At 57.9% G+C, this 17,708-nt stretch carries 15 protein-coding genes; 12 read left to right on the top strand and 3 right to left on the bottom strand.

Translation table 11 applies throughout. From position 1 onward, the window contains the following. Positions 1 to 33: 33 nt before the first annotated feature. The 3 genes from ACZ5Q2_RS18315 to ACZ5Q2_RS18305 all read right to left on the bottom strand — a co-directional run bounded on the left by ACZ5Q2_RS18315 (position 34) and on the right by ACZ5Q2_RS18305 (position 4,592). Entirely contained in the window at positions 34 to 2,247 is a 2,214-nt protein-coding gene (locus ACZ5Q2_RS18315) for a DUF1631 domain-containing protein (RefSeq protein ID WP_061332300.1), read from the bottom strand. A gap of 161 nt (positions 2,248 to 2,408) precedes the next feature. Further along, on the bottom strand, positions 2,409 to 3,710 hold the full coding sequence (locus ACZ5Q2_RS18310; RefSeq protein ID WP_061332299.1) for an HlyC/CorC family transporter: 1,302 nt from the start codon (positions 3,708 to 3,710) through the stop codon (positions 2,409 to 2,411). Between the two features lie 75 nt (positions 3,711 to 3,785). Continuing rightward, a complete protein-coding gene (locus tag ACZ5Q2_RS18305; protein WP_061332298.1) occupies positions 3,786 to 4,592 on the bottom strand; it encodes a cytochrome C assembly family protein in 807 nt (268 codons plus the stop codon). A 159-nt stretch (positions 4,593 to 4,751) separates the two neighbouring features. Between ACZ5Q2_RS18305 and ffh the strand changes: the two genes are divergently transcribed. From ffh to lysS, 12 genes are all read left to right on the top strand, one after another. Further along, complete coding sequence (gene ffh, locus ACZ5Q2_RS18300) at positions 4,752 to 6,137, top strand: signal recognition particle protein (RefSeq protein WP_432210598.1); 1,386 nt, start codon at positions 4,752 to 4,754, stop codon at positions 6,135 to 6,137. 165 nt (positions 6,138 to 6,302) lie between these two features. After that, positions 6,303 to 6,542, top strand: coding sequence for a 30S ribosomal protein S16 (gene rpsP, locus ACZ5Q2_RS18295; RefSeq protein ID WP_058091782.1), 240 nt, complete (start codon positions 6,303 to 6,305; stop codon positions 6,540 to 6,542). A gap of 29 nt (positions 6,543 to 6,571) precedes the next feature. Then, positions 6,572 to 7,099 (top strand): ribosome maturation factor RimM, encoded by a 528-nt coding sequence (gene rimM, locus ACZ5Q2_RS18290; protein WP_106693500.1) that lies wholly within the window; start codon positions 6,572 to 6,574, stop codon positions 7,097 to 7,099. A 3-nt stretch (positions 7,100 to 7,102) separates the two neighbouring features. Beyond that, positions 7,103 to 7,861, top strand: a complete 759-nt coding sequence (gene trmD / locus ACZ5Q2_RS18285) for a tRNA (guanosine(37)-N1)-methyltransferase TrmD (RefSeq protein ID WP_431474826.1) — start codon at positions 7,103 to 7,105, stop codon at positions 7,859 to 7,861. A gap of 25 nt (positions 7,862 to 7,886) precedes the next feature. Continuing rightward, the gene (gene rplS / locus ACZ5Q2_RS18280) at positions 7,887 to 8,243 is read left to right on the top strand and encodes a 50S ribosomal protein L19 (protein WP_022988899.1); all 357 of its coding nucleotides are present in this window, start codon (positions 7,887 to 7,889) and stop codon (positions 8,241 to 8,243) included. 98 nt (positions 8,244 to 8,341) lie between these two features. After that, entirely contained in the window at positions 8,342 to 9,247 is a 906-nt protein-coding gene (gene xerD / locus ACZ5Q2_RS18275) for a site-specific tyrosine recombinase XerD (RefSeq protein WP_061332294.1), read from the top strand. Positions 9,248 to 9,337: 90 nt separating this feature from the next. Then, complete coding sequence (locus ACZ5Q2_RS18270; protein ID WP_286922232.1) at positions 9,338 to 10,072, top strand: thioredoxin fold domain-containing protein; 735 nt, start codon at positions 9,338 to 9,340, stop codon at positions 10,070 to 10,072. Positions 10,073 to 10,215: 143 nt separating this feature from the next. Continuing rightward, entirely contained in the window at positions 10,216 to 11,517 is a 1,302-nt protein-coding gene (locus ACZ5Q2_RS18265) for a homoserine dehydrogenase (protein WP_106693506.1), read from the top strand. Positions 11,518 to 11,528: 11 nt separating this feature from the next. Beyond that, positions 11,529 to 12,929, top strand: coding sequence for a threonine synthase (gene thrC / locus ACZ5Q2_RS18260; RefSeq protein WP_432210599.1), 1,401 nt, complete (start codon positions 11,529 to 11,531; stop codon positions 12,927 to 12,929). A gap of 6 nt (positions 12,930 to 12,935) precedes the next feature. Next, the gene (gene recJ / locus ACZ5Q2_RS18255) at positions 12,936 to 14,669 is read left to right on the top strand and encodes a single-stranded-DNA-specific exonuclease RecJ (protein WP_432210600.1); all 1,734 of its coding nucleotides are present in this window, start codon (positions 12,936 to 12,938) and stop codon (positions 14,667 to 14,669) included. 352 nt (positions 14,670 to 15,021) lie between these two features. Then, a protein-coding gene (gene prfB / locus ACZ5Q2_RS18250) for a peptide chain release factor 2 (protein WP_152437475.1) occupies positions 15,022 to 16,117 on the top strand; the annotation gives its coding sequence in 2 pieces (ribosomal slippage) (positions 15,022 to 15,093 and positions 15,095 to 16,117; 1,095 coding nt in all). 51 nt (positions 16,118 to 16,168) lie between these two features. Beyond that, positions 16,169 to 17,704 carry a lysine--tRNA ligase gene (lysS, locus tag ACZ5Q2_RS18245; protein WP_152437476.1) on the top strand — a complete coding sequence of 512 codons (1,536 nt, stop codon included), beginning with the start codon at positions 16,169 to 16,171 and terminating at the stop codon, positions 17,702 to 17,704. The last annotated feature ends 4 nt before the right edge of the window (positions 17,705 to 17,708 follow it).

The following is a 17,708-nucleotide window of genomic DNA, read 5'->3' as shown; positions in this document are numbered from 1 at the left end:
ACGGAGGTCGAAGGCCTGGCTCTGACATCGCAATCAGGCGGTTTTGGTGCGCAGGTTGCCCACGACGGCATTCAAGGCACGGTCAATCAGGGCGCCCTGTTCCAGAAGCGTCAGGCGGCCCCGGCGCATTTCGTGGGCCAGTTCCACCCTGGTTTTCTCGATCACCTTCAGGCCCATGCGATTGACGAACACGAAACAATCGGCCTCTTCGATAACCGCAGACAGTTTACATCGGAAGCTGGTACCGTTGACCAGCTTGAACTCGACCCAGTTGCCGATCTCGATGTCATCCAGCTTCGCTACATACTCCGCAATGGCAGCATCTTCCAGTTCCTGCTGGCGCTCAACGGCGGTCTGATGCACGGTGGGCGCTTCTTCTTCGATCTCTTCAGGGCTGTCCTGGCGTGCCTCGATGGCCGCATTGGTGCGGAAGGCTTCCGCCAGTTGGTGCTTAAGCTGCCCCATCATCTGGTCCAGACGAGAAGCGTTGTAAGACACTTCCTCCAGCCCGGCCCGGAGTGTCTTGAGTAAGGCAGGGACAACCCGGACCCATTGATCTCGTTCTTCGTCTTCCTCGTGGGGATGCAGGCACCAGATCAGGTCGTCCACCACCCGGGCCGTCTCGTGCCAGCGGTGCTCGGTGTCGTCACGCAGGTAGGCGAGAAACATGACCCGGCTCCAGCCATTAATCAGAATATCGTGAACCGGCTCGGGCAGGCGGTATCGGGAGACTTTTTCTTTGATCAGCCGGTCGACCGCTTCCTGGGCCTTCTGGGACTTGATGCGGCCCCGTTCAGACTCCCGGGTACGTTGTTCCACCAGAGACGCCTTGCGGTTTTCGCGCTCCAGGAACTGTTCGAACTCCTGGTTCAGGGTTTCAAACAGGGCGACATCGCCGTCAAACTCGTTGAGAATTCGCTGCACGACGTTATGAATCTGGCCATAGAGCTTGTCTCTGGCTTTTTCATCACTGGAGCTCCAGCCAATACCGGCGCGGGCAAGGGAGTTGAGCAGTTTGCGGGCCGGGTGGGTAGCCTTGCTGAAAAAGCTTTTGTCCTTGATGACCACTTTCAATATCGGAATCTGCAGCCGGCTGATCAGTACCTGTACCGGAGCAGACAGGTTGTAGTCATCCAGTATGAACTCGAACAGCATGGAGACCAGGTTGATCAGGTCTTCGTCTACTTCATTCAGTGCTGGCTTGCGTCCATCCTGGCCTTCGGCTCTTGCCAGCAATTGCTGCACGATCTGCCGGAGATCCAGTTCCACCGGTTTGCCGGTGCTTAGATCTTCGCTGTCCTGAAGGTTGTCGTAGCTAGGCAGGGAATTGAGCATATCTGCCAGTTCAGGTCCTCCGACTACCCGCAGGGCCGGGTCCGCGCTACGTGGAGGCAGGCCTGAATTGGCCCTCTGCAGCGCCAGCATCTGGCGAATCTGATCAAACAGGGCGGTGTCTTCAGGTCTCTGCTCGTAAGCGGCAGCCTCACCGCCTCCGGTCTTGGGCGCTTCGCCCTGGGCTGGCTTGCCTGAGGCTTTTTGCTGTTGGCCAGCCTTGCCGTGGAATCGGAAGTTGGGGATGACGCCGGCCTGAATCAGTATTCGGTTGGCTTCATCCAGCAGCATGCCCAGGTTGGACACCACGTAGCGATCAAACTGCTTGAGAACGATCAGCCGCTCCCGAATCTGGATCTCCAGCGCCTGGATGGCCTCGGTGAACGCGCTGCACAGGTGTTCCGGTGCCATTGGGTTAACCGGCACCTCTTCAGTGGCGTCCGGGTACACTTCGGTGAATCTTGCCTGCAGCTGAATCAGGGGCCCCTGGAAGTGCGCCTTGGCCTTGGTGATCATGGCATTCAGGGCAACCTGTTCTTCCAGGTCATCATTGCCGACCAGAGACAGGGTGTCTGCACTTGCCTGCTGGGTGGCGTCCGGCGTTTGCAGCTGTCCGGCGTGGGGTGGGTTGGCAAAGAACTGGGCAACGGCGTTCTGGAAATGCCGTTCAACCCCTTTGCGCTTTATGCGGATTTCCCGCATCGCTTCAAAGTACCGGTTCTGCTCGTTGTTACTACGGGCATTATTCGCCAGTTCGAAGAGTGAATCATCGACAGCGTCAAAAGCCCCTTGCAGCAAATCTCCCAATCCCGCGACAACCGTGTCACGGATACGGGTTACCTCCGCAGGAACCGGCCGGGAGCTGGCTGCTTCCCGGTGTTCGCGGAGGTAATGTATGCCGGACTGCTTGTTCATGGCCGACTCCTGTTTACGCCTCAACCGGATACATGACCGAGCTTGCTCTTCTTCTATTCTAAATTATTGGTTAAATTTAGCGCATTTTTGGTCGGATTAACATGAATAAACGCTAACCTGGGACGTCATTCAAAAAGCCGGCCTTTTCGGCCGTGTTTGATTCATCGAGCCGGTCTCGGCTCAAGGGCCGGCCGGGAGCGTTTGCCGAGGCGTTTGGGGTGCACAATCGCCGCTTTCACCACGTTGTCCTTGATCTGTAGCACCTCCACCCGATGGCCACCCACTTTGAGGCAGACGTTGGTTTCCGGAATGTTTTCCAGGGTTTCGGTGATCAGGCCGTTCAGGGTTTTTGGTCCGTCGGTGGGCAGTTTCCAGCCCAGGGTCTTGTTGATGGATCTGACCGCTGTGCCGCCGTCGATGATATAGGTGCCGTTATCCTGTGGAATGATGTCTTGTGAAGTGGCGGAGTAATCGGTGGTGAACTCGCCCACAATTTCTTCAAGGATGTCTTCCAGTGTCGCCAGGCCCAGAACCTCTCCGTATTCATCCACCACGATGCCAAAGCGGCGCCGGCCCTTCTGGAAATTGAGAAGCTGGGTATTCAGGGGAGTGCTTTCCGGAATGAAATAGGGCTCCTGGCTTAGCTGCATCACCATAGCTTTGTTGATTTCCGGCTCTTGCAGCAGCTTTGCGGCGCTGCGCATATGAAGGATGCCCTGAATATTGTTGATATCGCCCTTGAATACAGGGAGCCGGGTGTGCTGACTGCTTCTAAGTTGGCGGACGATAGTGTCCGTGTCGTCGTCCAGGTCGATACCCGCTACTTCATTGCGGGGCACCATTATGTCGTTCACCGTGACTTTTTCCAGATCCAGTATGCTAACCAGCATATCTTTGTGTTTGGCGGGAATCAGCGCGCCGGCTTCATTGACGACAGTTCTGAGTTCCTCGCGGCTCAGGTGATCCTCCGTGGCCTGGGCTGAAGATACGCCGAGCACGCGCAAAATGCCGGTGGTGAACAGGTTGACGGACCACACCAGTGGGTAGAGGATCCTTAGTAACGGCCTGAGCACGAAGCTGGCAGGAAAAGCAATTTTCTCCGGGAACAGGGCGGCCAATGTTTTCGGGGTAACTTCGGCAAAGATCAGGATAACGATGGTGAGCAGAACGGTGGCTATCGCGATGCCGGCATCACCCCAGATCCGGATGGCGATCACTGTGGCGATGGCCGAGGCGAAGATGTTCACGAAATTGTTGCCGATCAGGATGACGCCAATCAGCTGGTCGGTCCTGTTCAGGAGTTTCTGCGCCCGGAGCGCACCTTTGTGGCCGGTTTTCGCCATGTGTTTCAGGCGGTACCGGTTGAGGGACATCATTCCCGTCTCTGAGCTGGAAAAGAAGCCTGAAAGGATAATCAGGCAGACAAGAAGAATGAACAGCGCCGTCAGCGATGTTTCGTTCAAAAGAAAAGCCCTTATATTGACGACAAGAGTGGAAAATAGGGTGAATTGGTTTGTGGTGTCAAGCGATTCAGGTGGTCAGCCGCCTCTCTGGAACAGCAGTTCCAGTACGAATTTGCTGCCGTAGAATGCCAGCATGAGCAAGGCGCACCCGGCCAGAGTCCAGCGGCTGGCCGTCATTCCCCGCCACCCTTTGGTGTACCGGCCTACCAGCAGGCCAATAAACACCATAAGCGAGAGCATGGAAAACAGCGTTTTGTGGGCCAGGTCCTGGGCGAACAGGTCTTCGATAAAGACTGCGCCAGTCACAATGGCCAGCACCAGCAGAACAACGCCCGCCCAGACCATTTCAAACAGCAGGGACTCCATGGTTTGCAGCGGTGGCAGGTTGCGGACCAGCAGGCTGTTGTAGTTGTGCTTGAGCTGCCGGTTCTGGAAATACAGCAGCACCGCCTGAATGGCGGCCAGGGTGAACAGGCTGTAGGCGGTCACTGATAGGGCGATGTGCGACAGCATGCCATAGCTCTGGTCTGGCACAAGGCGGGAGGGGGTGTGGGTGATCAGCGCCATGACAATCGTCAGTGCTGCGATAGGGTAGGCTCCGAGGAACAGGCTTGCGACCGGCTTGGTCAGGTTGAGCCCCAACAACAGAAACACGATCAGCCAGGATATGAGCACGGAACTTTTGAAGAAGCTCAAATCGAAGCCACCATCCATGTGCACGGTCTGGGCAATCAGCAGGCCATGGGCAATCAGTGCCAGGATGCCAATCAGGGTGGTGATGGCCAGATTACTCTGTACCCGCCCCCTGAAATGCAGCGCCTGCAGGGCGGTTCCAACGCTGTAAAGAAAGAGTGCGGTAACCGCGAGAATCAGCGTTCCCATGACATCCTTAGTGTGTTGCCTTGTAATGAAAGCGGGCACGGAGTTGTTCAGAGGCTCCGTAGTCTGGGTATAATGTCGCGATTATGCAACAGGAATCAAGCAGCCCGGGCTGGCTTCTTGATTTGTGTGAACAATTTCTCCGGGGTACGGAAGAGCAACATGTTTGAGAACCTCCAGGACCGGCTATCCGGTAGCTTGCGCAAGATCTCCGGCCAGGCACGCCTGACCGACGACAACATCAAAGACACGCTTCGCGAAGTTCGTATGGCGCTGTTGGAAGCGGACGTCGCGCTGCCGGTAGTCAAGGATTTCATCGAAGGTGTCCGGCAGCGCGCTATTGGACAGGAAGTCCAGCGCAGCCTCACGCCGGGTCAGGTGTTTGTAAGGGTTGTCCAGCAGGAGCTGGAGCGTGTGATGGGCGAGGGCAATGAATCCCTGAACCTGTCTGCCCGTCCGCCGGCGGTAATCATGATGGCCGGCCTTCAGGGTGCTGGTAAAACCACGACGGTGGCGAAGCTTTCCCGTTTCCTCAAAGAGCGTCAGAAAAAATCCGTGCTGGTGGTCAGTGCCGACATCTATAGGCCAGCGGCCATCCGGCAGCTGGAAACCCTGGCCGGTGAGGTGGGCGTCGAGTTTTTCCCCAGCACCACCGAACAGGACCCTGTGGATATTGCGAACGGTGCCATAGAGGCGGCGCGGCGCAAGCATATCGATGTGGTGATTCTCGATACCGCCGGTCGCCTGCACGTGGACGAGCAGATGATGGGAGAGATCGGTCGGCTGCATAAGGCCGTGAACCCGGTGGAAACCCTGTTCGTGGTTGACGCCATGACCGGTCAGGATGCCGCGAATACCGCCAAGGCGTTCAACGATGCTCTGCCGCTGACCGGCGTGGTGCTGACCAAGACCGATGGTGATGCCCGGGGCGGTGCTGCGCTGTCTGTGCGCCACATCACTGGTAAGCCGATCAAGTTCCTGGGTGTTGGCGAGAAGTCTGATGCTCTGGAGCCGTTTTATCCGGACCGTGTCGCCTCCCGCATCCTGGGGATGGGAGATGTGCTTTCTCTTATTGAGGAAGCGGAGCGCAAGCTGGATAAGAAGAAGGCCGAGAAACTTACCAAAAAGATCAAGAAGGGTAAGGGGTTTGATCTGGAGGATTTTCGTGACCAGCTCCAGCAAATGAAGAGCATGGGAGGTATTGGCGGTCTGCTGGACAAGTTGCCGGGCATGGGGCAGATGGCCCAGATGGCGCAGCAACAGGTGAATGACAAGTCGGTTGGCCAGATGGAGGCCATTATCTGCTCCATGACGCCCAAAGAGCGGCGCTACCCGGATGTGATCAACAACTCCCGCAAGCGCCGCATTGCCGCCGGCTCCGGTACCCAGATACAGGATGTGAATCGACTGCTGAAGCAGCACAAGCAGATGCAGAAGATGATGAAGAAGTTTGGTAAGAAAGGCGGAATGGCCAACATGATGCGTGGTCTTGGTGGTATGATGCCGCCCGGCGGCGGTGGTGGCATGCCCCCGTTCGGCCGTATGTAAAAAGCCTTACATATAAAATAGGGAAACCTGGCGTTTCCCTGTTTTCATTGGCGCTTTTTTGACATAGAATAGCGCCCCTTTCGAGTATGGGTCTTCTCGTCAGCCGCCAGTCGGCATGACGTGAATCGTACAAAGTTCGTACAACAGAACAGGATATTGGTCGAAATGGTAACAATCCGTTTGGCTCGTGGCGGCTCCAAGAAGCGCCCGTTCTACCATCTGACAGTCACTGACAGCCGTAACTCCCGTGACGGCCGTTTCATTGAGCGTGTTGGTTTCTTTAACCCGGTTGCCCGCGGCCAGGAAGAGCGTCTGCGTGTAAATCGTGAGCGCGTTGATTTCTGGCTGGGCCAGGGCGCCCAGGCAAGCGATCGCGTTGCCCAGCTGCTTAAAACTGCTGGTTAATTGCACGTAAAGACCGGGGTTTGACAGGCATGACACAGCATCCACAGGAAACTGTGATCGGCCAGATCACCTCGGTGTTCGGGGTCAAGGGTTGGCTTAAAGTCTTCTCTTATACTGATCCCCGGGAAGGGATACTGGCTTATCGTGACTGGACCCTGGTCCTGGACGGTAAGCGTATCCCGGTAAAGCTTGAGGAGGGTCGCCGCCAGGGGCAGGGGATCGTCGTCAGGCTTAAAGGTGTTGATGATCGTGAGCTGGCCCGTACCTATGGCGGTGCCGAGATCCGGGTTCCAACCGAGCAGTTGCCGGAATTGCCTGAAGGGGAATTCTATTGGCACCAGCTGGAGGGGCTTGAAGTGTTCACGGTTGAGGGTGAGTGCCTGGGTAAGGTGCATCACCTGCTGGAAACAGGCTCCAACGATGTCCTGGTGGTGCGCGCAACGGCGAGCTCCATTGACCAGCGCGAACGGCTTATCCCCTATCTGCCTGATCAGGTGGTTCACGGGGTAGATCTGGACAACTCGCGCATGGTGGTCGACTGGGATCCGGAGTTCTGACGGGTGTGGATTGGCGCGGTCAGTCTGTTCCCGGAAATGTTTTCTGCGGTGACGGATTACGGTATTACCGGCAGGGCAGTTCGTGAAGGGTTACTGACCTTCAACTGCTGGAATCCCCGGGATTATACCCACGACCGACATCGCACGGTGGATGATCGGCCCTATGGCGGCGGCCCCGGAATGCTGATGAAAATTCAGCCTCTCAGGGATGCCATCCATGAGGCCAGGGCATCGGCACCCGGCAAGGCCTGTGTGGTCTTCCTTTCGCCGCAAGGTGAAAGGCTGGATCAGTCGGTGGTGGAGTCTCTGGCCGCCGAACAGCAGCTGATTCTCGTTGCCGGTCGTTATGAAGGCGTAGATGAGCGCCTGATATCGGCGGAAGTCGACCGGGAAGTGTCTCTGGGGGATTTTGTCCTCTCAGGCGGCGAACTGGCGGCGATGGCTGTGATTGATGCGGTAACACGCCTCATCCCCGGAGCGCTGGGTCATGCGCAGTCAGCGGAGCAGGATTCCTTCGCTGACGGTTTGCTGGATTGTCCGCACTATACCCGGCCCGAGGTTTACGAAGGTCAGGCGGTGCCGGAAGTTCTTTTGGGCGGTCACCATGAACAGATCCGGCGTTGGCGATTGAAAGAATCGTTGAGGCGAACCCGGGAGCGACGCCCCGACCTGCTGGAAAAGCGGGTGCTTACGGAAGAAGAGCGTCAGCTTCTGGAAGAAATTTTTAACGAACCGGGTGTCTCTGAGTCATCAGGGCATTGAAAGATTGGGTATCAGGAGCATTACGATGAGCGGCAAGAACAACATCATCAGTCAACTTGAAGCAGAACAGATGACCAAGGAAATCCCTGCGTTCGCGCCGGGTGACACCGTGGTTGTTCAGGTTCGCGTAACTGAAGGTAACCGTGAGCGTCTGCAGGCGTTTGAAGGCGTGGTTATCGGCAAGCGCAACCGTGGCATGAACTCTTCCTTCACTGTTCGTAAGATCTCTTACGGCGTGGGCGTTGAGCGTACTTTCCAGACCTTCTCCAAGCTGATTGACAGCGTGAGCGTGAAGCGTCGCGGCGACGTGCGTCAGGCCAAGCTTTACTACCTGCGCGATCTGTCTGGTAAGGCGGCTCGTATCAAGGAAAAGCTTAACTGATTCAAGCTTCTGGCTGATCAGTAACAAAAAAAGCAGCCTCGAGGGGCTGCTTTTTTTATGCTGTAATGCCGACAGGCAGCCAGTGAAGAGGTGTCATCTTGCCCCGGCCAGACGATGAGCAGTTGATAACCCGGTTTTCCGATGCCATCTGGCTGGAAGATGGCCTGGGTGAGAAAACCCGTCAAGCCTATGCCAGTGATTTGTTCAGGCTGGCCGATTGGTTGCAGACCCAGCCAGGTAGCCCAGTACTCCGTGATGCCAGGCGCACCGATCTTCTGGCCTGGATGTCGAGAGGGCTTGCGGATGGCCTCAAAACCAGTACTGCAGCCCGGCGGTTGTCTGGCATTCGTCGTTTTTATCGCTTCCTGCTGCGTGAAGGCCTGATTGCCGAAGATCCCACCCTCAGAATCGACAGCCCGCGGTTGCCCCGGCGGCTGCCGGATACCCTGACTGAAGATGATGTGGATGCCTTGCTCACAGAGCCGGACCCGCAGGAGCCAATAGAGCTGCGCGACCGGGCCATGTTGGAAATTCTGTACGGTTGCGGACTGCGGGTATCTGAGCTGACCGGGTTGACGGTTGATCAGGTTAATCTGCGTCAAGGGGTTGTCCGCATCAGTGGTAAAGGCGGCAAAGAACGGCTAGTGCCCTTGGGTGAAGAAGCCGTGGACTGGTTGGTTCGCTACATGAAAGAGGCCCGCAACGAGTTGTTGAAGGGCAAAAGCAGTAACGCCCTGTTTCCCGGTAATCGGGCCGCGGCCATGACTCGCCAGACCTTCTGGCATCGAATCAAGCATTATTCAATTCGCGCAGGCATCCATAAGCCTATTTCTCCGCATACCCTGCGCCATGCCTTTGCCACGCATCTGCTTAATCACGGTGCTGATTTGCGGGTGGTGCAGATGCTGCTGGGACATTCCGATCTTTCGACGACTCAGATCTACACCCATGTGGCGCGCCAGCGGCTTCAGGATTTGCACCAGGCACACCATCCCCGGGGCTAATCTGGTATGTTAGCCGGATGAACTTTTGCTGAGTGGCGGTGTCGCATCACAAGGTTTCGAAATTACAAACACAGAAGGTAAGTTAACCCTATGAATCTGAATATTGTGGCCGTTGTGGCGGGTCTGGTGATGTCGCTGACCTGGGTTTCCGGGGCGAGTGCTGCCGACGCCGAGGATCGAATTGCCAAGCGCCTGATGGATGCGGTGCCTGGTCTGAAAGTGACCTCGGTGCGGGAATCGGAGGCGGCTGGTCTTTACGAAGTGCAAAGCAACAATGGCGACACCATTTACACCACGGCCGACGGTGTATACCTGCTGACCGGAGATCTGCTGAAGATTACCGACAGCGGTATAGCTAACGTGTCAGAGGCGTCGCGGGCCGGGCAACGGAAAGAGCAGATGGCCGCGTTTGCCGGCAAGGGTGTGATTACCTACCCGGCGAAGGGGGAGCAGAAGGCGGTCATTGATGTGTTTACCGACATTGATTGCCCCTACTGCCGGAAAATGCATGACGAAGTGCCGCAGTTAAACGACTATGGCATCACCGTGAACTACTATGGTTTCCCTCGTTCCGGCCCTGGAACTCCCTCGTTCACAAAGTACGTGTCGGTCTGGTGCGCTGAGGATCAGCAGGAAGCGATGGACGCAGCCAAGGGTGGAAAGTCCGTGCCCCAGAAAAGCTGTGATAACCCGGTCGAGGAACAGTACCGCCTGGGTGGCCAGGTAGGGGTCACCGGTACACCGGCCATTCTTCTCGAAGACGGTAACATGGTCCGGGGCTACGTACCTGCGCGAAACCTGGCCGAGGGTCTAGGGATTCTGTGATTTACCCCGGAGCTGTCGCACAGCTCCGACGTTTATCGTGTTAACTGCAACGGATTCAGGGCTTATTCAGAGGGCCCCGAATCGGTATACTATTGCCCTTTGTTGCAATCCATCAGCACCCCATCGGGATCAGAGGTGAGAGCTTGAAAGACGTTAATGTCGGAATTTGCGGACTGGGAACCGTTGGCGGCGGTACATTCAATGTCCTGACTCGCAATGCCGCGATTATTGCGGGGCGTGCGGGCTGCAATATCCGGATTACCCGGGTGGCCAGTCGCCATAGCCGGGATGACCTGGAGCTTGGCAGCGTTCCTTTCAGTACCGACATCTTCGATGTGGTGAATGATCCTGATATTGATATCGTGGTTGAACTGATTGGTGGTTATGATGCCGCCAAAGAGCTGGTGCTGGCTGCTATTGCCCAGGGCAAGCATGTGGTGACCGCCAACAAGGCGCTGATTGCTGTGCACGGCAACGAGATTTTTGAGGCGGCGGAGAAGGCCGGCGTTGTTGTCGCTTACGAAGCCGGCGTTGCCGGTGGCATTCCGGTGATCAAGGCGGTACGTGAAGGCCTGGCGGCCAACCGCATCGACACCATTGCCGGCATCATCAACGGCACAGGTAACTACATCCTGACCGAGATGCGCGCAGGTCGTGAATTCGGTGAAGTGTTGAAAGAGGCCCAGGCCCTGGGTTACGCAGAGGCAGACCCGACCTTCGATGTGGAAGGCATTGATGCAGCCCACAAGCTGACCATCCTCGCAGCGTCAGGTTTTGGCGTTCCGCTGCAGTTCGAGAAAGCCTACACCGAAGGCATTTCCGGCATTACGCCTTACGACATTTCCCATGCCGAGCTCCTCGGCTACCGGGTAAAGCACCTGGGTATTGCTCGTCGCCGTGATGACGGTATTGAATTGCGTGTCCACCCAACGCTGGTGCCGCAAAGTCACCTGATTGCCCAGGTGGATGGCGTGCTCAATGCGGTGCTGGTAGATGGCGATGCGGTAGGGCAGACCATGTACTACGGCCCTGGTGCCGGTGACGAGGCCACAGCATCTGCGGTGATCGCAGACATCGTTGACGTAGCCCGCGCGGTTGCAAGCAGCAGTCAGCAGCGTGTTCCCTATCTGGGCTTCAGCCCGGAGGCTCTGGAAGACCTGTCGGTTCTGCCTATGGAAGATGTGCAGTCGGCTTACTACCTGCGTATTCAGGCCTTCGACCATCCGGGTGTGCTGGCCAAGATTGCCGCGATCCTGAGTGAGCATGGCATCAACATCGAATCGATCATGCAGAAAGAATCCGAATTCAAGGATGGCCGCATCCCGGTCATCATCCTGACCCACACCGTTCAGGAACGCCAGATGAACCTGGCCATCGAGGAAATGGAAGCCCTGGCCGACATCGATGGCAAGGTTGTCCGCATCCGCGCTGAAAACTTTAACTGACAGGTACGCACGTGAGATACATCAGTACACGGGGTGAAGCGCCCGCTCTGGGCTTTGAAGACGTTCTTCTGACAGGCCTGGCCACAGACGGCGGCCTGTATGTGCCGGAATCACTGCCGCACTTCAGTGTGGAAGAAATCCGCAGCTGGCGTGGGCTCCCTTATGCAGAGCTGGCTTACAAAGTGATGTACCCGTTTGTGGAAGACGCCATTCCAGCGGATGATTTCCGCAAGATGCTGGGCGAAACCTACAGCGTATTCAGTCATCAGGCGGTCGCGCCCCTGGTTCAGCTGGACACCAATGAATGGGTGATGGAGCTGTTCCGCGGCCCCACGCTGGCGTTCAAGGACTTTGCCCTGCAGCTGCTGGGTCGGCTGCTGGATTACGTCCTCGAGAAACGCAAGCAGCACGTGGTGATCATGGGTGCCACCTCCGGTGATACCGGCTCTGCCGCCATCGAAGGGTGCCGCCGTTGCGAGCATGTGGATATTTTTATCCTGCATCCGTACCAGCGAGTATCGGAAGTACAGCGCCGGCAGATGACTACGGTGCAGGGTGACAACATCCATAACATCGCGGTCAAGGGTAACTTCGATGACTGCCAGCGCATGGTAAAAGAAAGCTTCGGCAACCAGTCCTTCCTGAGTGGCAAAACCCAGTTGGCAGCGGTGAACTCCATTAACTGGGCGCGGATCATGGCCCAGATCGTTTACTACTTCCAGGCGTCCCTGGCCCTGGGTGGCCCGGATCGTAGCATGGCGTTCTCGGTACCCACCGGCAACTTCGGTGACATTTTTGCCGGTTACCTGGCCAAGAAAATGGGCCTGCCGATTTCCCAACTGGTGATTGCCACCAACCGCAACGACATACTGCATCGCTTCATGAGCGGCAACAAGTATGAGCAGCATCAGTTGGAGCATACCCTGTCGCCGAGCATGGATATCATGGTGTCCAGCAACTTCGAGCGCCTTCTGTTTGACCTGCACGGTCGTGACGGTGCGGCGGTGAAAGATCTGCTGGAGCGGGCAGCCAAGGGTCCGGTCAGCATCGAAGACTACCGCTGGAAGCATGCCCGTAAGCTGTTTGACAGCGACGCGGTGGACGACAAAACCACCTGCGACACCATTCGGGACATCTACGAGAAGAACGAATACCTGCTGGACCCGCACACCGCCATCGGCGTGCGCGCCGCCCGCAACTGCCGCCGCGACAGCACTGTACCGATGATTACCCTGGGTACCGCTCACCCGGCCAAGTTCCCGGACGCCATCGCCGAGTCTGGCCTGGTTGTGAAGCCGCAACTGCCGGCCCACATGGCGGACCTGTTTGAGCGTGAAGAGCGCTACACCGTGCTGGATAACAACGTGTCCGAGGTGCAGGGCTTTATCGCCAAGCATTGGAAGAACGCCTGATCCGGCATGACTCCTAAAAAAATCCTGCGTCGCCCCCAGCCGTCAGACGTGACGGGCTGGGGGCAAAACCTGCCCCCCATCCTTCGCCGCCTGTACGCCGCCCGCGGTGTGCATTCCGACGACCAGCTCCAGTACACCCTGAAACACCTGGCGTCGCCCATGCAGTTGCGTGGCATAGATCGCGCGGTTGAACTGCTGGCCGAGGCCGTTGCCCAGAAGCAGCGGGTGATGGTGCTGGGGGATTTCGATGCCGATGGCGCTACCAGCACTGCCGTCGCCATGCTCGGGCTGTCCATGCTCGGTGTTGCAGCCATTGATTTCCGGGTGCCCAGCCGCTTCTCCGATGGCTACGGCCTGACGCCGGGCATCATTCACCGGTTACAGGACGAAGGCGATTTACCCGACTTGCTCGTTACCGTCGATAACGGTATTTCCGCCATCGAAGGTGTGCGTGCTGCCCGGGAACTGGGCATCAAGGTGGTCATCACCGATCACCACCTGGCCGGTGACGAACTGCCAGACGCCGATGCCATCGTTAACCCCAACCAGCCTGGCTGCCCGTTCCTGAGCAAGAACGCTGCCGGTGTTGGCGTGATGTTCTACGTGCTCACCGCCCTGCGCAAACACCTGCGGGACAACAACCTGCTGCCAGACCCGGAGCCCAACCTGGGTAACCTGCTGGACCTGGTGGCCCTGGGTACCGTGGCAGACGTAGTACCGCTGGACCACAACAACCGGATTTTTGTAGAGCAGGGCATCCGCCGCATCCGCAAAGGCGAAGCCCGACCGGGCATCCTGGCCCTGCTGGAAGTGGCTGGCCGCGACTACACCGAAATCAGCGCTACGGACCTCGGCTTCGTGGTTGGCCCGCGCCTGAACGCCGCCGGCCGGCTGGACGACATGAGCATCGGCATCGCCTGCCTGCTCGCCGACAGCCGCGACGAAGCCCTGCGCCTGGCCCGGGAACTGGACAACTTCAACCGCGAACGCCGCAGCATCGAAAAAGACATGAAAACCCAGGCCCAGGACCTGCTTGCCTCCATGTCCCTCGACATCGAAGGCCTGCCCTGGGGGCTGGCCCTGTTCGACCAGGACTGGCACCAGGGCGTAATCGGCATCCTGGCCGCCAGAATCCGCGAGCAGACCCACCGCCCCACCATCGCCTTCGCCCCCGATGATGACGGCGAACACCTCAAAGGCTCCGCCCGCTCCATCCCCGGCCTGCACATCCGCGATGCTCTGGCCGTGGTAGACGCGAAAAATCCAGGCCTGATGAAAAAATACGGCGGCCACGCCATGGCCGCCGGCATGACCATCGCCAGGGATGACCTCCAACGTTTCAGCAACGCCTTCGACCAGGCCGTGCGTGATACCCTGAAACCGGAAGACCTGGAAGCCGCCATCACCACCGATGGCCCCTTGACTCCAGACGAACTGAACCTGGACACCGCCTACCTGCTCAAACGCGCCGGCCCCTGGGGGCAGCATTTCCCCGAGCCGGTGTTTGATGGCGAATTCCGGGTGGTGAGCCAGCGGATTGTCGGCGAGAACCATCTAAAACTGGTGCTGCAGCCTGTTGAGGGAGGCGGCATTATTGATGGCATCGCCTTCAATACGGGGCCTGAGGTGCCGGACTTTACCCGGAGTGGCGCGCGGGTGGTTTACAAGCCGGATGCCAATACCTTTCGGGGGAGAACCAACCTTCAGTTGTTGGTGGATTATCTGGAGCCATTGGGCTGAACTCTCGTTGGAGATTGGCGCTAGAGAAGGGTGGGGTCTGACCCCGAGGGGTCAGACCCCTTTGTAGCCGGCGAGTGGGGAATCCCAGAACCATGCATGGGCGCAGGATGGGTGGGGTGCTGTTCGGGAGTATCGAAAACAGGGATGTTTTCGCTAAGCGTACAGGGATGTATTTACAGTGTCTCCCGAACAGCACCCCACCCATCCTGTGCTTCCGCCAAAGTTCTGGTGCTAGCGGCAAAGTTGAAAGCCCCGGACTCCGTAGTTTCCCCTTGCTGATTTACCCCGCAAATTCCGGTAGAATCCGCCCTCTGTTTTTATCGCACCATTTTCCAAAGCGAGACAAGGTTTCATGGAAATTAATCCCATAGTGACGAAGATCAAAGAGCTTCGCGAGCGCACCGAAGCGCTGAGGGGGTATCTTTGACTACGATCAGCGAAGTGAACGACTGGTCGAAGTAGAACGGGAACTCGAGCTCCCCACCGTATGGGACGATCCCGAGCGAGCCCAGAACCTGGGTAAAGAACGCTCCGATCTTGAACTGATCGTCAAAACCATCGACAACCTCACCAACGGCCTGAGCGATGCCGAGAGTCTGCTCGACATGGCCGTGGAAGAGGATGATGAAGGCACCGTCGACGAAATTCAGGCCGACCTGGAAAGCCTCGATGGTGAGCTGGAAAAACTTGAATTCCGCCGCATGTTCTCGGGTGAAATGGATGCTAACAACGCCTACCTGGACATCCAGGCCGGCTCCGGCGGCACCGAAGCCCAGGACTGGGGCAACATGCTGCTTCGCATGTACCTGCGCTGGGCCGAGCGCCGTGGTTTCAAGGCCGAAATCGTCGAACTGCAGGAAGGTGAAGTGGCCGGCATCAAGAGCGCCACTATTCACATCCAGGGCGACTACGCCTACGGCTGGCTGCGTACCGAAACCGGCGTACACCGCCTGGTGCGCAAGTCCCCGTTCGATTCCGGTAACCGTCGCCACACCTCCTTCTCTTCCGTGTTTGTGTCCCCGGAAGTGGATGACAGCTTTGAAATCGAAATCAACCCGGCGGATTTGCGGGTCGATGTGTACCGCGCATCCGGTGCCGGTGGTCAGCACGTTAACCGGACCGAATCCGCGGTGCGCCTGACCCACAACCCCACGGGCATTGTTGTTGCCTGCCAGGCTGGCCGAAGCCAGCACCAGAACAAAGACCAGGCCATGAAGCAGCTCAAGGCCAAGCTCTTTGAGCTGGAAATGCAGAAGCGCAACGAAGAGAAACAGAAAGCCGAAGACTCCAAGTCTGACATCGGCTGGGGTAGCCAGATCCGTTCCTACGTGCTGGACGATAGCCGTATCAAGGACTTGCGCACCAAGGTGGAAACCAGCAACACCCAGTCGGTGTTGGATGGCGACATCGACAAGTTTATTGAAGCCAGTCTGAAGATGGCGCTGTAATCAGCGCCATTCACCCACACCCGGACAATCCCGACTTCTTAGTGAGCCAACATGACTGAACACACCCAGAACGCTGCACAGCCCGAGGACAACAAGCTGATTGCCGAGCGCCGCGCCAAACTGGCAAACATGCGCGAGCAGGGCAATCCGTTCCCGAACGACTTCCGTCGCGATGCCACCGCTGCCGAGCTGCAGGAAAAATACGGTGACAAATCCAAGGAAGAGCTGGAGTCCCTGGGTATCAAAGTGGCCATTGCCGGCCGCATGATGCTCGACCGCAAGGCGTTCAAGGTGGTTCAGGACATGACGGGCCGTATCCAGATCTACGCCTCCAAGGATGTACAGAAAGACACCAAGCACTGGGACATGGGTGACATCGTGGGCGTGCGCGGTACCCTGTCGAAATCCGGCAAGGGCGACCTGTATGTCACCATGGACGAGTACGTGCTGCTGACCAAGTCCCTGCGCCCGTTGCCGGAGAAGCACAAGGGCCTGACCGACACCGAAGCCCGCTACCGCCACCGGTACGTGGACCTGATGGTGAACGAAGACAGCCGCCGCGTGTTCCACGCTCGCTCGAAGATCATCAACGCCATGCGCCAGTACTTCACCGACCGTGACTTCATGGAAGTGGAAACCCCCATGCTGCAGGTGATCCCCGGCGGCGCCACCGCACGTCCGTTTGTGACCCATCACAATGCCCTGGGCATCGACATGTACCTGCGGATTGCCCCGGAGCTGTTCCTCAAGCGCCTGGTGGTTGGTGGCTTTGAGCGAGTGTTCGAGATCAACCGCAACTTCCGTAACGAAGGGCTGTCCACCCGGCACAACCCCGAGTTCACCATGGTCGAGTTCTACCAGGCTTACGCCGACTACAACGACCTGATGGACCTGACCGAAGACATGCTGCGCACCATCGCCCAGAAAGTGCTGGGCACCACCACGGTGATCAACACCCGGGTGCTCAAGGACGGCAGCGAAGAAACCATCGAATACGATTTCGGCAAGCCGTTCGAGCGCCTGACCGTGGTTGACGCCATCCTGCGCTACAACCCGGACATTACCCGCGAGCAGCTGGCAGACGACGCGCAGGCCCGTGCCGTGGCGAAGAACCTGGGTATCCATGTGAAAGACATCTGGGGCCTGGGCAAGGTGCAGATCGAGATCTTCGAGGCGACGGCCGAGCACCGCCTGATGCAGCCAACCTTCATCACCGAATACCCGAAAGAGATCTCTCCACTGGCCCGCTGCAAAGACAGCGACCCGTTCGTGACCGAGCGCTTCGAGTTCTTCGTGGGTGGCCGCGAGATCGCCAACGGCTTCTCCGAGTTGAACGATGCCGAAGACCAGGCCGAACGCTTCCAGGCCCAGGTGGCAGAGAAAGACGCCGGAGACGACGAAGCCATGTTCTACGACGACGACTACGTCATGGCCTTGGAATACGGCCTGCCGCCGACCGCCGGCGAGGGCATCGGTATCGACCGCCTGGCCATGCTGCTGACCAACTCACCGTCCATCCGCGACGTGATCCTGTTCCCGGCCATGCGCCCCGAGCACAAAGCCGAACAGAAACCGGAAAGCGAGTAAGCCC

The sequence above is a fragment of the Marinobacter alkaliphilus genome, from assembly GCF_055394375.1.
This window is presented reverse-complemented; position numbering and strand designations above follow the sequence as displayed.

What these genes read in the sequence shown, in the direction of transcription:
- ACZ5Q2_RS18315 (WP_061332300.1), bottom strand. Translation starts at nt 2,247, where the DNA reads ATGAACAAGCAGTCCGGCATACATTACCTCCGCGAACACCGGGAAGCA.
- ACZ5Q2_RS18305 (WP_061332298.1), bottom strand. Translation starts at nt 4,592, where the DNA reads ATGGGAACGCTGATTCTCGCGGTTACCGCACTCTTTCTTTACAGCGTT.
- ffh (WP_432210598.1), top strand. Translation starts at nt 4,752, where the DNA reads ATGTTTGAGAACCTCCAGGACCGGCTATCCGGTAGCTTGCGCAAGATC.
- rpsP (WP_058091782.1), top strand. Translation starts at nt 6,303, where the DNA reads ATGGTAACAATCCGTTTGGCTCGTGGCGGCTCCAAGAAGCGCCCGTTC.
- rimM (WP_106693500.1), top strand. Translation starts at nt 6,572, where the DNA reads ATGACACAGCATCCACAGGAAACTGTGATCGGCCAGATCACCTCGGTG.
- rplS (WP_022988899.1), top strand. Translation starts at nt 7,887, where the DNA reads ATGAGCGGCAAGAACAACATCATCAGTCAACTTGAAGCAGAACAGATG.
- ACZ5Q2_RS18270 (WP_286922232.1), top strand. Translation starts at nt 9,338, where the DNA reads ATGAATCTGAATATTGTGGCCGTTGTGGCGGGTCTGGTGATGTCGCTG.
- recJ (WP_432210600.1), top strand. Translation starts at nt 12,936, where the DNA reads ATGACTCCTAAAAAAATCCTGCGTCGCCCCCAGCCGTCAGACGTGACG.
- lysS (WP_152437476.1), top strand. Translation starts at nt 16,169, where the DNA reads ATGACTGAACACACCCAGAACGCTGCACAGCCCGAGGACAACAAGCTG.